The organism is Acinetobacter sp. COS3 (assembly GCF_000475335.1).
In the GTDB taxonomy this organism is placed as follows: domain Bacteria; phylum Pseudomonadota; class Gammaproteobacteria; order Pseudomonadales; family Moraxellaceae; genus Acinetobacter; species Acinetobacter venetianus.
Window position 1 is genome coordinate 13022 of sequence record NZ_AXCD01000024.1, and the last position, 13868, is coordinate 26889.

A 13868-nucleotide genomic window follows, 5' to 3' on the forward strand; every position below is an offset into this window, starting at 1 on the left:
ATTAATTAAAGCTCAGTTATAAGAGGGCTAATTCGTTTTACGATAAGTATTAGGTACAGGCTTCTTCGTTTGAAGATTATATTGCTGAAGAAGCCATAAATAAGAGAGATATTTAACCAAACCTATTGATAATAAGTAACCATATCCTTACATCAATCTAGATCACTTGGTGCGTCCTCAATATCCATATTAATTGAATGTGAACATACCAATTTTCCTTGCTCTCTTGCTGCTCTCCATGCTGTATAAGGCCCATCAATTTCAATTTTAGTATGATTTTGCAAAGCTAAAACAGCATCTCCGATCGCTAATAATTGATCTCTCATCAAATTAAAATCAACGGCCTCTTTTCCAAATGAAGGAGCCCAAAGTGACCATGGTCCAGAGATCGTAGCCATCGTAGGAATTAAGTTTTGATGAGATGCATTTCCAATTCCTCCAAAGCTACATTGTTTTGGCGAGCGTTGCGGATTAGGTATATCTTGCCCAGTAGATATCATTACTGAAGGTAACTTACGTCTTTCTGCTGCTTGGATAGCAACTTTTTGCATCAGAAGATGATCTTCAGGCACAAACCAAGCTTGAGGTTCTGCTCTACCAGTAAACTCTAAAGTTCTTCCAACCCCACCATCTGTTCTTTGTTTAGCAACGATTTCACGTGTACCCAAATGCTCTACTGCAAAAACAAAGCTGACTTTACCGTCCTTGTATTCTTGATCAAGTTGCTTCATATATCTAAATGTACCTTCTTTAGACATATGCAAATGAGCCGTATTAAATGCAAACTCATAGGTTTTCGGGCGGCATTTTAAAGGCAATTTTGCAAAATATTGCGCCAATGCGATCATGCCACCGACACCATTTTCTTGGACCCAAGTATTACCATCTGTGTTTGCAACGAATACTATTTTTTCATTACTCAAGCCAGGTAAAGTAGCAATCAAATTTCGAGTTGTTGCAGTATCTCTTTCTGCTTGCACCACAATTTTTGCTTGTGCATTACCCATTGCCAACGCTTTTACTTCTGCAAACTCATCAACTCCTAAAAAGACAGCTGGAAGTCGATAATGCAATCCGTTATGTGGATCAAAATAGTCTTTTATCTGATCCTTGGGCACATCAAAACCGAGAATCACACCAGCTGCACCAACTTTTCCAGCAGCAATCAAATCCTGATTAATTAACTCACCAGCTAAAAAAGGTTTGTCATATCGTAACGTTTTAAGATCACTAAGCAATGGACTTAAATACTTTGCGAACTGAAATAAGAATGCATAAGGTGGAGCGACCATGTTGGCATATATAGGATCTTGTGGTGTTGGAATTGAACGTACAATAATTTTATCTTTATATTCAGCCGTAATGGGTTGATTACTAGCAAGGAAAACCAATGAGCCAGTGCGACCATTTAAAGTTGTACTCAATGAGTAAGGTACAGCCCCCGCAATAGCAATTTCTTTACCATTCACAGATAACTGTCCTGAGCGTGATAAGCTTCGCCCCTTACCATTTTCGGCGTCAACCATAGGCTGCCAACGTTCAATCTCATATTGATCAGATTTGAGCTGCATATCTGGTATTTTTTTTGCTTCGAGCTCAATCCAATTGATTAGCTGTTGGTGAGCAAAGCTTCCTGTTGTACGTAATTGTGCTAAATCTGGACCTACTTGTACTAATTTTTCTAAGGCTTTAGCGTCAGCAAATTGCGTTTCGTCCATAATACTTTGACAACTACCTCCAACCTCAGGTGGACTGACTGCAACTTTATTACTATCATTTCCACAACCTGTCACTGATAATGCAAGTACAATCAAACTTAAAGACTGCCGATAAATCTGTTTTATTTTCATATCTATTCCCTTTATTTACTCAACCTCACCACATCTTTGTACGCCTAAACATACCGATTCATGTCGTAATTTTTTGAGTAAAACATCCATATATATAACAAACCAACTACTTATCTCATGATCGAAAATTAAGTCAGTCCTAGTAACAATTCAATTAACGACTGTTGGTAACTTGACACTTTTGATAATTAAGTGATTTATTCTTTAAATGCTATAATCAATTCATTGTTGAGAAATAACGCTTCTGAGTCATCTTATTTCTAATATAGGACAAACTAACAACATATGCTCAAGCATAGTTAAACTTGGCCTTAAAGCACTTGTGATTTTGCTTTCTTTCGATATTGGGTTGGTGTTAGAGAGGTTTTTAATTTGAACCAAGAAATAAAAGAATGGCTGGTATAAAAACCCAATGCTTTAGAAATAAATAAGACAGGGTGCTGATAACACTCCAAATATTTAACTGCTAATTCAAAACGAACCTCATCAAGTAGTTTACTGTATGAACTATCTTCAAGCTGTAACTTTCGACTTAGAGTCCTGACATTAACACCTAATTGTTCAGCAACATTTTCACGAGACAATCTATTTTGATGTAGTAATAAATAAACTTGTGCTTTGACTTGTTGAACAAAAGTTTGCTCAACTTGCTGTTGTTCTAATAATTTTGAAGCAAATAATCGAACACTGTCATACAATCCCGCATTTCCCGTTTTCAATGTCATTGTCAAAGACTTTGATAACAATAACAAAGCTGTTTCTTCTTGATCGAAATAGACGGGACATCCGAAAAAACTATTATAATAGGTCTGTAATTCAGGTTTAGCCAACGAATGTGTGAAATGAACAGCCTGAAGAATAGAGAAATCTTCATTTCTGACTAAACGAATTAAACTAAGCCACCATAGCAAATTATATTCATTGGCACAGCGACAAAAGATTGGATCATTGGATCTACATTTCCATTTCCAATAAACAACATCAGTTTGTATTTGTAGAGAAATATCACCAATGCAACCAATAAGTGGTTGAAATTCCCTTAATGTTTCTATTGCTTTATTCAAGTTTGAAGCTAAAGGTACTAAATGCCCTAATACACCATAAGCAGTAGAATCCATTTTTTCAAAAAAGCTTAAAGCAATTAAGGGGTCTTTACAGGCATGATAAGTATAGGTCACAACCCTTTCAAAATAATGAAGCGGGATACATTGATTTGAATCTCCTAATTGCTCTTCTGTTAGACCTCCCAGAAGCAATAGCTCTTGTCTATTTATACCAAAAAAACTAGCATGTTCTAAAAAATGATTTACGAGACCAACAAGTACCTTACTCGGACTATTTACATCAATTTTGTTTAGAAGATCAGTAGTCATCCTAACCACCCTAAATAACCTTTTACCAACGCTTAAATCTAAATTTCTATCAAACGCCAACTCACTTAATAGTAAACCAAAATATGACTTTAAGTTGATTTTGCAAAACAACTTAAAATTCAAAAAACACTAAACTACATTATTTAGCAACTAAATCATTACGAGTTATAAAATTTGATTAATTAATCATACCTTCTACTTATTCACCTTTTAGTAGAAATTGATTGAATAATCACTATTACTTAATCTTTCAATTCAATAAAAACACCTCAGTCAGATCCACCTCTTTCGCTAATACAATCATTTGATACTATAAAGCACAGTTTATAAACGACTTCCCTTTAACCTATACGAGAAAAATGATGTCACAACAAGATTATGAAAATGGATTGAAAGTACGTACCGAAGTTATGGGCGAGACATTCGTAAAACGAGCACAAGACAATACTGTTCCGTTTACCCAGCCCTTACAAGACTGGATCAATGAACATGCTTGGGGTTCTACATGGCAACGTGAAGGTGTATTACCACGTAAATATCGCTCTCTCATCACCATTGCATTTTTAACGGCGTTGAAAAGCCCAACTGAGTTGAAAGGTCATATTCGTGGCGCATTAAACAACGGTGCGAGTGTTGAGGAAATTCAGGAAGTACTGTTACATAGCTTACCTTATTGTGGTGCGCCAGCAACTCAAGAGGCCTTCCGAGCAGCGCTTGAAGTAATTAATGAGTATCAAGCTCAAGCTTAGATACAGCAAACTAATCAAATGCCATTTGTTAAATGCCTAATACGATTGATTAGGCATTTAGCTTTTACACAAAGGGAATTTATATCTAGTTTCAATTAAATATCAGTTTAGCGAGATTAATAAACTTTTTGCCATCTCCTTTCTCCCTGCAAATTACTAAGATGTAGAACATGACGAATAGAAAATGCAGTGGAGTAATGAATTGAGCAAGAAAACACAATCTGATCATCATGGTATACAGTTTCCAATTCCATCAGGAAAGAAAACACCAAGTACAACTCACACTGCTAAACAAATTCTGACCTCAGCACTACGAAGTGTAGATTCACCTTATGTATCAAAACTGATTGCAGAAAAAAACTGGCGCAAAAACTATCCTGTCTATTTTCAGGAATTGGTTGAAGCAGGAATTCAGTCTGTTCAGAATCCGACTCGAATTGCACAACATGGACTGGATACAGCCAAAGCATTATTTAGCTTCCATCGTGATGGCAACAGCGATGCATTAAGTCATGCAATGCAAAATATCAAAGAACAGCCTTTTCAAAACTTTATCTTACAAGGTAGTGGCAATCCCGAAGTAGAACCTTGGTACATTCCTTATCATGGGAAAAAATTACAAGGTGCTGAACTATTAAAACAAATTGATTTATGGGAAAAGCAACAAGTTATCGAACCAAGCCATGCTCAGGCTTTACGTGTATTGCAACAACATCCTGAATGGTTTGATTTATCTAAACGGACAATGGTGCTGTTTGGTGCGGGTTCAGAAGCAGGTCCTTTAAGTTGGCTAGCAAAATGGCGTGCGAATATCATCGCAATTGATCTACCACAAACTGCGATTTGGGAAAAAATCACCAATGTGATGAAACAAGGTAATGCAACCTTAATTGCACCACAAACCCAAACTGTCGATGGCGGACAAGCGCTAGGGGCAAATTTGCTCACCCAAACCCCAGAAGTTGCCAACTGGCTAAATACATTTAGTGAAACACTAGACCTCGCGGGTATCGCCTATTTAGATGGTGAAAAGCATGTTCGTGTATCTATCGCCATGATTAGTATCATGGAACAGGTAAGCCAGCAAAAACCAGATAGCAGTATCATGTTTATGCTGACCCCAACAGATATCTATGCGATTCCAAAATCGGTGGTGCAATCAATTGAGCAAAAAGTTAAACAACGCTCTTTGCTTGAGAAAGTCCTGACCAAATCTATTCACAAAATTTCTCTCACAAATTTCTTTAAAGCCAATTCAGAACAATTAATTGCCTCTGATAACGGGCAACAATACGGAATATCAGATTGTATGGTGATCGAGCAAGGACCGAACTATGCCCTTGCGAAAAGATTACAACAATGGTTTGCAATTACTGCGCGTGCCCGTGGTCAAAAGGCGGTGATTAATATCGCACCATCAACGACAACCCATTCCGTCACGAAGAATCCTATTCTGAAGGCTGCTTTTTCAGGCGCTGATTTATTTAATGTGGAAACATTTAGTCCTGAAACAACCAATGCAATCATGGCTGCATTGTGGATACATGATTTAAATAATCCTGAAAGTGCCGCAAATCCAGAAAGACCACTCGACCATCCACTCGAACTGATCATGGAAAATGCTAATCACGGCGGCTTATGGCATGTGCCTTATTTGGCGAGAACTGCACTGCCATTTGCAGCAGCTTATGGCTGGGTCAGAGAAAAGCTCTAACGCTGAGAAATACAAAATAAAAGCGGAAATCCTAACTTAAGATTTCCGCTTTTTTAAAAATGGCTCAATAATCATCATTGAACCATTCACCGTGATATTTACAAACTACGCTGATTGACACGCTTGGACAATTCCTCAGCGGATTCTTTGCGCTCCGAATAGCGATCTGTAAAATACTGGCTTTGCCCACGCGTCAACAAAGTAAATTTATACAGCTCTTCCATCACATCAACGATTCGATCGTAATAAGAAGATGGTTTCATTCGTCCATCCTCCTCAAACTCTAAAAATGCTTTTGGAATTGACGACTGATTTGGGATGGTAATCATCCGCATCCAACGTCCTAAAATACGCATTTGATTCACGCTATTAAACGACTGCGAACCACCACTCACCTGCATGAGTGCCAAGGTCTTTCCTTGCGTTGCACGAATTGCACCGCCAGCCAAAGGAATCCAATCGATTTGTGATTTAAAAATTGAACTCATCGAACCATGACGTTCTGGCGAACACCACACCATGCCTTCAGACCACGCCAATAATTCATGTAACTCTTTGACTTTTGGATGTTCTAAATCTGCATCTTCAGGCAATGGCAATCCTTTCGGGTGAAAGATTTTCACTTCAGCACCTAGATATTGCAAAATACGTCCGGCTTCCAACACAGCCAAACGACTGTATGATCTCTCTCGATTAGAACCATAAAGCAATAAAATACGAGGTGGATGATCAAGCTCTACCGCCTGAATTTGTTTAAATGCAGGTTTTGCTAGAAGCGCTACATCCAAATTTGGCAGATTAGAATCAATTGTGTTCATGTGCAAAATACTTCTTCTTTAACCAAAGCGAAACGGAAACTAATGCAATCAGCACAGGTACTTCAACCAAAGGGCCTATGACTGTTGTGAACGCCACAGGCGAAGCCAAGCCAAATGTTGCAATGGCAACAGCAAGGGCCAACTCAAAATTATTCCCAGCAGCCGTAAAAGATATCGCCGTTGTTCGTGGATAATTATTTCCCATCGACTTACTCATAAAGAAGCTAATAAAGAACATCACCACAAAGTAAATCGTCAATGGAATCGCAATACGTAGCACATCCATCGGCAGGCTTACTACATCAGCCCCTTTAAGACTAAACATTGCAACGATAGTGAAAAGTAATGCGACTAAGCTTAATGGGCTAATTTTCGGTAAGAATTGAGTTTGATACCATTCAGCTCCTTTTGCGCTTACCAACACAAACCGTGTGATAAATCCAAGGAAAAATGGAATACCTAAATACACTAACACCGCATGGGTAATGGTCCAAAAATCGACTTGAATCACCTGACCCGCAATACCAAAGTATGGCGGCAAAAAAGTCAGGAATAACCAAGCATAGGTACTAAAAAACAGGATTTGGAAAATACTATTGAATGCAACAAGAGCTGCCACATATTGATTATCGCCACATGCTAAGCCATTCCATACCAATACCATCGCAATACAACGCGCTAACCCGATTAAGATTAACCCTGTCATATATTCTGGATAATTGTGTAGAAATACGATGGCCAATATGAACATCAATACAGGGGCAATAATCCAGTTTTGTACCAAAGATAAAGTTAGTGTTTTTTTATCTTTAAACACTTCTGGCAAAGTCGCATAGTCAACTTTCGCCAGCGGTGGATACATCATTAAAATCAGTCCAATCGCAATTGGAAGATTGACCGAGTCATAACTCATCTGATCAAGTGCAATAGATGCCTGAGGAAAAAATACGCCAATTGCTACACCTAAACCCATCGCGATAAAAATCCACAGCGTAAGGTTTCGATCTAAAAAGGTTAAACCTGATTTAGCCATATCTGTGTCCGCTTAATCGATATGAGAAATTTGATTGATTGCATTGATCAATTCTGCTCGCGTCATGGCAGCAGTATTTAAGTCAAACAGTGCATCTAAACGACGATTAATATGATCAACCGTCACGCGGAACGCTTTTAGCTTTTCATCTTTAGGAACATCGAGATGTGAAGGATCAGCCAATCCCCAATGTGCTTTAATTGCTCCACCGAGATATAAAGGGCAGGCTTCTTGTGCTGCTGAATCACAAACAGTAATCACCACATCAGGCTGATATTGCTCACAATCATCTATCGTTTTGCTCCACAAGCCATCAGTAGAAAGACCTAAACTTACTAATGTCTCAATCGTTAACGGATGGACTTGCCCAGAAGGTTTACTACCCGCACTATATGCCTTCCAACCTTCTGGTGCTCGGCTATTGAATAACACTTCAGATAAAATGCTACGGCAACTGTTGCCTGTACATAAAAACAGAAATTTCATAATGTATTACTCACAATAGCTTTGCGTCGAACATGCTGGCAAAGTGGCTAAATGATTTGGTGAATGCTGTACGAGGACATTTAATATCTCATAACACCATGCAGGTAATTGAGTCGAAAGACTGTAGTAAACCCACTGCCCTTGACGACGATCTTGCAACAATCCAGAAGAACGCAATAGAGCGAGATGACGCGAAATCTTCGGTTGGCTAAGTTGCAGCTTTTCAGTTAAATCACAAACGCACAGTTCTTTATTTTCAGTCACTAAGGTGACAATACTGAGACGTGTTTCATCAGCCAAACATTTAAAAAAACTCACCTGATCCATATCAAGCCTCTTATTTTTTAATACATTTTTTATTGAATACGCTGTCCATTTTCATCAACCACTTGCTCACCATCTTCTTTGGTGAATGCCCCTTGTTGAGCAATCGGCAAAATATCCAATACGATTTCTGATGGTCGGCATAACCGTGTTCCAACTGAAGTCACGACAAATGGGCGATTGATCAAAATTGGATACTGCAACATAAAATCAATCAGTTGCTCATCTGACCAGTCTTCTTGCGCTAAATTCAAATCACGATAAGGATCAACATTGCAACGAATAGCAGCTCGCACAGACAAATCAGCATCTTGAATCATTTGAATAAGCTCTGCTTTAGACGGTGGCGTTTGCAGATACTCAATAACTGTCGGCTCTACACCCGTATTACGAATTAGCCCCAACGTATTACGTGATGTACCACAGGCAGGGTTATGATAAATTTTGATAGATTCTGTATTTGACATGATGGTCTTACTAGATAAATTTTTATATATTTATATTCGAATATCCACATATATGCAATATCATATATTTTATTTTTAGAAGTTTCTTATGCCATGCACACGTTCAACCAAGTATTATGAACACCGAAAGAAAAACTCAAAATTGCGATAATTGATCATTTTGGAAAAGAAGTTAAGCATCTGAGTCACTGAGCTTATGCCTTTTTTCTTCTAATATGCCGCTACTAACAGCAACCTCAGAGTTTTTGTTCGATGACTCAATTGCCAAAAGTTAAACAAGCTTTGCTTAACTCACTTACTGCTAAAAAAATCTTAAATAGTCGTGCTGGTCAGCAAACACGCCATATTCTCTCAAATGCAACTGACCGTGTCTTGCGCGGTCACCAACTGGCACTATCAGGACAAACACCATATGACGTGATTTACCAACGTGAAATTATTAGCTTGCGTCACTACAAAACAGAAAATGAAAACAGCAGCTCCAAATATCGCGTTCCACTTGTCATTATTCCGCCTCTTGCAGCAAATACTTTGGTCTTTGATTTATTTCCAGATCGCAGTCTAATCCGTTTTTTTCTCGCTCAGGGCTTTGATGTTTATATGGTTGACTGGGGAACACCAAGTCTACGCCAAGCCAAATATAACTTTGGGACCTACATCAAAATCTTCATGCCTGATTTTCTTCAGCAGATTCGTGAACACAGCGGTCAGCAACAACTATCTTTATATGGTTGGAGCTTAGGTGGCGCAATTTCACTATGCTATACATCATTGTTTAAAGATAAAAATATTAAAAACTTGATGATCCTCGCCTCTCCAATCAATACGCATAAATCAGGATACATCGGTAAGTTATATCAACGCCTGAATACACCTGCACAATGGGTTCGGACAAATACCAATTTTAGGATTCGCCAAGTCCCTAGCCGTTTTTTCCATATTCATGGCTGGCAGAATACTCTTGGTTTTAAACTTACGGATCCGATCGGTAACTTTAAAAACTATTGGGTTTTATTGAAAAACCTCAACGATCGCCAATTTGTCATTAACCATGCGACATCAAGTTCATTTGTAGACAATATGCTGGCTTACCCCGGTGGTGTGATGCGTGACATCATTCTAAGATTCTGGATTGATAATGAACTCTCAACGGGTGTGGTCAAGTTCGGAGAGCAAACCGCTTATTTCAAAGATATTGATTGCTCTGTACTCGCAATCGGTGGTGATACCGACATCATCGTCACAACTGAGGCCGTTAGACCATTAATGAGCTTGATCAGCAGTGAGGACAAAGAATTTAAAATCGTTCCAGGTGGTCATATGGGCTTGGTTTCAGGTAGCCAAGCACCGCAAACTGTTTGGCCTGTCGTGTCGGAATGGTTAGCTAAACGCTCAGACTAATCAAAAAGCTAAAATAAATAAAAAAGGTTGCTGGTGATTTATCATCTCAGCAACCTTTTTATTTTGAGGTAATTACTTGATTAAGCAAAATGATGATGTTGATTCAATACTAAACTTTCCACATTGACAGGAATACCGAGTAGATAACCTTGTAATTGATTACAGCCCAAACTTGTCAATATATCTGCTTGCTGTTGCGTTTCTACGCCCTCAGCCGTCACAACGAGACCCAACTTTGCAGCAAGGTGAATAATACTTTCGAGGATTGCCTCTTCTTTAGAGTTCGGCTGTAAATCAGTTAAAAAACCACGATCAATTTTAAGTTCATCAATTGGTAAATCTTTTAAATACAAGAAGCTTGAATAGCCTGTACCGAAATCATCAATCGCGATCTTAATCCCTAACTTACGTAATCGTTCTAAGGTTCGAATGCTCGAATCAATATGATGCATTGCTGTAGATTCGGTAATTTCAAGGATAAGATGTTCAGGCTGAATTTGATATTTTTCTAATAATTTTTCGAGTACACAAAATAGTTTTTTATTTTCGAACTGTAAGGCTGATAAATTCACCGCGATTGGATAAAAGGGACTATTACTCTGCTCCCATTTTTGAATTTGCTGGCAAGCTTGCTCTAGCGCCCAATACCCCATTGGAATAATAAGTCCCGTTTTCTCCGCCCCCTCAATAAACATTTGCGGAGTAAGCAACCCTAAACTTGGATGTTTCCAACGAATTAAAGCTTCAACGCCACAAATTTCATAATTTGCAGTGAACTTAGGTTGATAGAAAAGAACAAATTGCTGTTCCTCAACGGCTTTATATAAATCATTAATCAATTTAGACTGACTGCGAACGTCTTGCTGATCACTCATCGAATGGAAAATCGTATACGTGTTTCTACCCTGCTCTTTAGATGCCAGCATAGCGACATCGGCATTGATCAGTAAATCTTGAACATTGGTTCCATGCTCAGGATACATCGCAATTCCAAGGCTAGCCGAAATATTGATTTCTTTATTTGCAATGAGATAGGTTTCTTGAATGAAATGAAGAATTTCTTCAGCGAGTTGCATCGCCTCATTCATATCGGTGTTTTCAGAAATCAAAACAAATTCATCACCACCAATGCGAAATAATTTCTGAGAGGGTGTTAACTTATCATGTAAACGGTTTGCCATTTTGATGAGGAGCTGATCACCAATATGATGACCAAAAGCATCATTCACAGATTTAAAGCGATCTAAGTCAATATATAAAAAAGCGGCTTTTTGCTCGCTTAAACGATGATGGCTAAAGATGACTTCTGCATAATCAGTTAAAAATAAACGGTTCGGTAATTTGGTTAATGAATCATGTAAAGATTGAGCTGCAAGCTCTCTATTGATTCTTGTAAGTTGTAAATTACGTTGTTCTAAGCGAGCTTCAAGTACAGCCACCGCAAAACCTGCAACGAAAACTAAACTCGTAATAAAAATAATGGTGAACAGTAATACGCTTTGTTCTGTCTGAGCAGCGCTGAGAACTTTTGCGATACTCTCATCAAAAGAGGTTGCAGCCATCCCTGTGTAATGCATACCAACGATGCTCAATGCCATGAGCACTGCAACAATCGCTTTCAGTCCAGTTCGATACTTTACGGCTGTTTTATATTTAAAAACGAATAAAAAGCTAAGCCCAGAACCACAAATCGCGATCAAAATCGAACAGATCACCAGTAAAGGATCGTAACGCATTTGGTGATGTTCAACAGATAGCGCAAGCATCCCTGTGTAGTGCATCCCCGAAATTCCCAGCCCCATAAAAACTGCGCCAAGAATTAAACGCGGCATCGGTAATGTTGGACGGGTTGTTAACCAAACAGCAAAGACAGAAGCAATAGCCCCAACGAGATAAGAAAGTATGGTTAAACTAACGTCAAAATTATAGCCTTCTGGCAAGTGGCTAGCCAGCATTCCCACAAAGTGCATTGCCCATATTGCTAATCCTAAGATTAAGCCGCTCGTCACCAAAATGCTTTTTTCAAACTTTTTATAAGCTGCTTTGAAAACGAGTTCTTCCATTGAAACTGCAGCATAACAAGTTGCTACTGCAACCAGAATGGAAACGATGACCAATGTGCTATCGTAATCAACGTGTACCATAAAGGACTTCCATGATTATTCAGTACTTTTTTTTATTTGTTGAGCGAATTGCTCAAAATCAGAACGATCCTTCACACTCAAAAAAGATACAAATTGTGTATTCATAAACTTTCCTTAACAATAACATCATCTAGCATAAGGTCAAGTCTTTTTCACTTTATAAATCAATAGAATAAAAACATATAATCATTTCAAACCAATGAAAAGTATTGTTTTTTTATTACAACTTTTTGACCAAAAGACTTAATTATTTTAGCTAGATATTTTTAAAATTAAACTTTGTATTTTCTTGTTGATTTTAAATTGAACTGCAATATCGAAGAATGCAGCAATCTTGTTGTTTTTGTCACGTTTAAATCGCTTTGATTCGCCATTTAACATTTCTATATTAGGCTTTTTTTTAATCAAAATTGTTATAACTCTGTTATCAAAATAAAAAAGCCCCGTATTCAACGAGGCTTTTTGGGATAAATGAAAAACTTAGTTTTTCTCTTTATCAACAATCTTGTTTGCTTGAATCCAAGGCATCATCGCACGTAATTTATTACCTGTAACTTCGATACCGTGAGCAGCATTTTGACGGCGGCGAGCAGTCATAGATGGGTAGTTCAACGCACCTTCTTGAATGAACATCTTCGCATATTCACCAGATTGGATACGTTTCAATGCATTACGCATAGCTTCACGAGACTGTTCGTTGATTACTTCAACACCAGTTACGTATTCACCATATTCAGCATTGTTAGATACTGAATAGTTCATGTCAGCAATACCACCTTCGAACATCAAGTCAACGATGAGTTTAAGTTCATGTAAACATTCGAAGTAAGCCATTTCTGGTGCATAACCAGCTTCAACCAAAGTTTCGAAGCCCATTTTAACCAATTCAACAGCACCACCACAAAGAACTGCTTGCTCACCGAATAAGTCAGTTTCAGTTTCTTCACGGAAAGAAGTTTCGATGATACCAGTACGACCACCACCTACGCCTGATGCGTAAGAAAGCGCAACGTTACGTGCATTACCAGAAGCATCTTGGTGAATTGCGATTAAGTCAGGAACACCTGAACCACGTTGGAATTCTGAACGTACAGTGTGACCTGGTGCTTTAGGCGCAACCATAATTACGTCTAAGTCCTTACGTGGAACAACTTGGTTATAAAGAACAGAGAAACCGTGAGCAAATGCTAACGTTGCACCTTCTTTGATGTTTGGCTCAATTACGTCACGATAAAGCTGAGCTTGGAACTCATCTGGAGTCAAGATCATCACTAAGTCAGCTTGAGCAACAGCTGCTGGAACTTCAGATACTTTAAGACCAGAGTTTTCAGCTTTTTTCCAAGACGTTGAACCAGCACGTAAACCAACAGTTACGTCTACGCCAGAGTCTTTCAAGTTAAGTGCGTGAGCATGACCTTGTGAACCATAACCAATGATCGCAACTTTCTTACCTTGGATGATAGATAAGTCACAGTCTTTATCGTAAAAAATTTGCATCTGTTTTCTCCG

12 protein-coding genes are annotated in these 13868 nt (G+C 38.4%); 3 read left to right on the top strand and 9 right to left on the bottom strand.

The features are described from left to right. Positions 1-152 precede the first annotated feature (152 nt). Positions 153-1850: a hypothetical protein gene (locus IO68_RS26550; protein ID WP_023013525.1), complete on the bottom strand. Its 1698-nt coding sequence runs from the start codon at positions 1848-1850 to the stop codon at positions 153-155. Between the two features lie 311 nt (positions 1851-2161). Continuing rightward, positions 2162-3223: an AraC family transcriptional regulator gene (locus IO68_RS26555; protein ID WP_023013526.1), complete on the bottom strand. Its 1062-nt coding sequence runs from the start codon at positions 3221-3223 to the stop codon at positions 2162-2164. 362 nt (positions 3224-3585) lie between these two features. Between IO68_RS26555 and IO68_RS26560 the strand changes: the two genes are divergently transcribed. Beyond that, a complete protein-coding gene (locus tag IO68_RS26560) occupies positions 3586-3972 on the top strand; it encodes a carboxymuconolactone decarboxylase family protein (RefSeq protein ID WP_019385213.1) in 387 nt (128 codons plus the stop codon). Between the two features lie 202 nt (positions 3973-4174). Beyond that, on the top strand, positions 4175-5686 hold the full coding sequence (locus IO68_RS26565; protein ID WP_031234819.1) for a hypothetical protein: 1512 nt from the start codon (positions 4175-4177) through the stop codon (positions 5684-5686). A 98-nt stretch (positions 5687-5784) separates the two neighbouring features. Here IO68_RS26565 and arsH read toward each other — a convergent pair whose 3' ends face one another. The 5 genes from arsH to arsC are packed head-to-tail and all read right to left on the bottom strand — an operon-like array spanning position 5785 to position 8814. Beyond that, positions 5785-6504 (bottom strand): arsenical resistance protein ArsH, encoded by a 720-nt coding sequence (arsH, locus tag IO68_RS26570; protein ID WP_023013528.1) that lies wholly within the window; start codon positions 6502-6504, stop codon positions 5785-5787. Next, positions 6491-7537: an ACR3 family arsenite efflux transporter gene (gene arsB / locus IO68_RS26575; RefSeq protein ID WP_023013529.1), complete on the bottom strand. Its 1047-nt coding sequence runs from the start codon at positions 7535-7537 to the stop codon at positions 6491-6493. Before arsB ends, arsH begins: the two co-directional genes overlap by 14 nt. Before the next feature lie 12 nt (positions 7538-7549). Then, positions 7550-8023 (bottom strand): arsenate reductase ArsC, encoded by a 474-nt coding sequence (locus tag IO68_RS26580; protein WP_023013530.1) that lies wholly within the window; start codon positions 8021-8023, stop codon positions 7550-7552. A gap of 6 nt (positions 8024-8029) precedes the next feature. Continuing rightward, positions 8030-8350: a metalloregulator ArsR/SmtB family transcription factor gene (locus IO68_RS26585; protein ID WP_004881679.1), complete on the bottom strand. Its 321-nt coding sequence runs from the start codon at positions 8348-8350 to the stop codon at positions 8030-8032. Between the two features lie 29 nt (positions 8351-8379). Further along, complete coding sequence (gene arsC, locus IO68_RS26590) at positions 8380-8814, bottom strand: arsenate reductase (glutaredoxin) (protein ID WP_023013531.1); 435 nt, start codon at positions 8812-8814, stop codon at positions 8380-8382. Between the two features lie 252 nt (positions 8815-9066). Between arsC and IO68_RS26595 the strand changes: the two genes are divergently transcribed. Next, complete coding sequence (locus IO68_RS26595; RefSeq protein ID WP_023013532.1) at positions 9067-10215, top strand: alpha/beta fold hydrolase; 1149 nt, start codon at positions 9067-9069, stop codon at positions 10213-10215. 80 nt (positions 10216-10295) lie between these two features. Here IO68_RS26595 and IO68_RS26600 read toward each other — a convergent pair whose 3' ends face one another. Then, positions 10296-12359, bottom strand: a complete 2064-nt coding sequence (locus IO68_RS26600) for a putative bifunctional diguanylate cyclase/phosphodiesterase (protein WP_023013533.1) — start codon at positions 12357-12359, stop codon at positions 10296-10298. Between the two features lie 480 nt (positions 12360-12839). Beyond that, complete coding sequence (gene ilvC, locus IO68_RS26605; RefSeq protein WP_004881670.1) at positions 12840-13856, bottom strand: ketol-acid reductoisomerase; 1017 nt, start codon at positions 13854-13856, stop codon at positions 12840-12842. Between the last annotated feature and the right edge of the window lie 12 nt (positions 13857-13868).

Coding starts and splice junctions, on each gene's coding strand:
- IO68_RS26600 (WP_023013533.1), bottom strand. CDS start 12,359: ATGGTACACGTTGATTACGATAGCACATTGGTCATCGTTTCCATTCTG.
- arsH (WP_023013528.1), bottom strand. CDS start 6,504: ATGAACACAATTGATTCTAATCTGCCAAATTTGGATGTAGCGCTTCTA.
- IO68_RS26580 (WP_023013530.1), bottom strand. CDS start 8,023: ATGAAATTTCTGTTTTTATGTACAGGCAACAGTTGCCGTAGCATTTTA.
- IO68_RS26560 (WP_019385213.1), top strand. CDS start 3,586: ATGTCACAACAAGATTATGAAAATGGATTGAAAGTACGTACCGAAGTT.
- IO68_RS26595 (WP_023013532.1), top strand. CDS start 9,067: ATGACTCAATTGCCAAAAGTTAAACAAGCTTTGCTTAACTCACTTACT.
- IO68_RS26585 (WP_004881679.1), bottom strand. CDS start 8,350: ATGGATCAGGTGAGTTTTTTTAAATGTTTGGCTGATGAAACACGTCTC.
- arsC (WP_023013531.1), bottom strand. CDS start 8,814: ATGTCAAATACAGAATCTATCAAAATTTATCATAACCCTGCCTGTGGT.
- arsB (WP_023013529.1), bottom strand. CDS start 7,537: ATGGCTAAATCAGGTTTAACCTTTTTAGATCGAAACCTTACGCTGTGG.
- IO68_RS26555 (WP_023013526.1), bottom strand. CDS start 3,223: ATGACTACTGATCTTCTAAACAAAATTGATGTAAATAGTCCGAGTAAG.
- ilvC (WP_004881670.1), bottom strand. CDS start 13,856: ATGCAAATTTTTTACGATAAAGACTGTGACTTATCTATCATCCAAGGT.
- IO68_RS26550 (WP_023013525.1), bottom strand. CDS start 1,850: ATGAAAATAAAACAGATTTATCGGCAGTCTTTAAGTTTGATTGTACTT.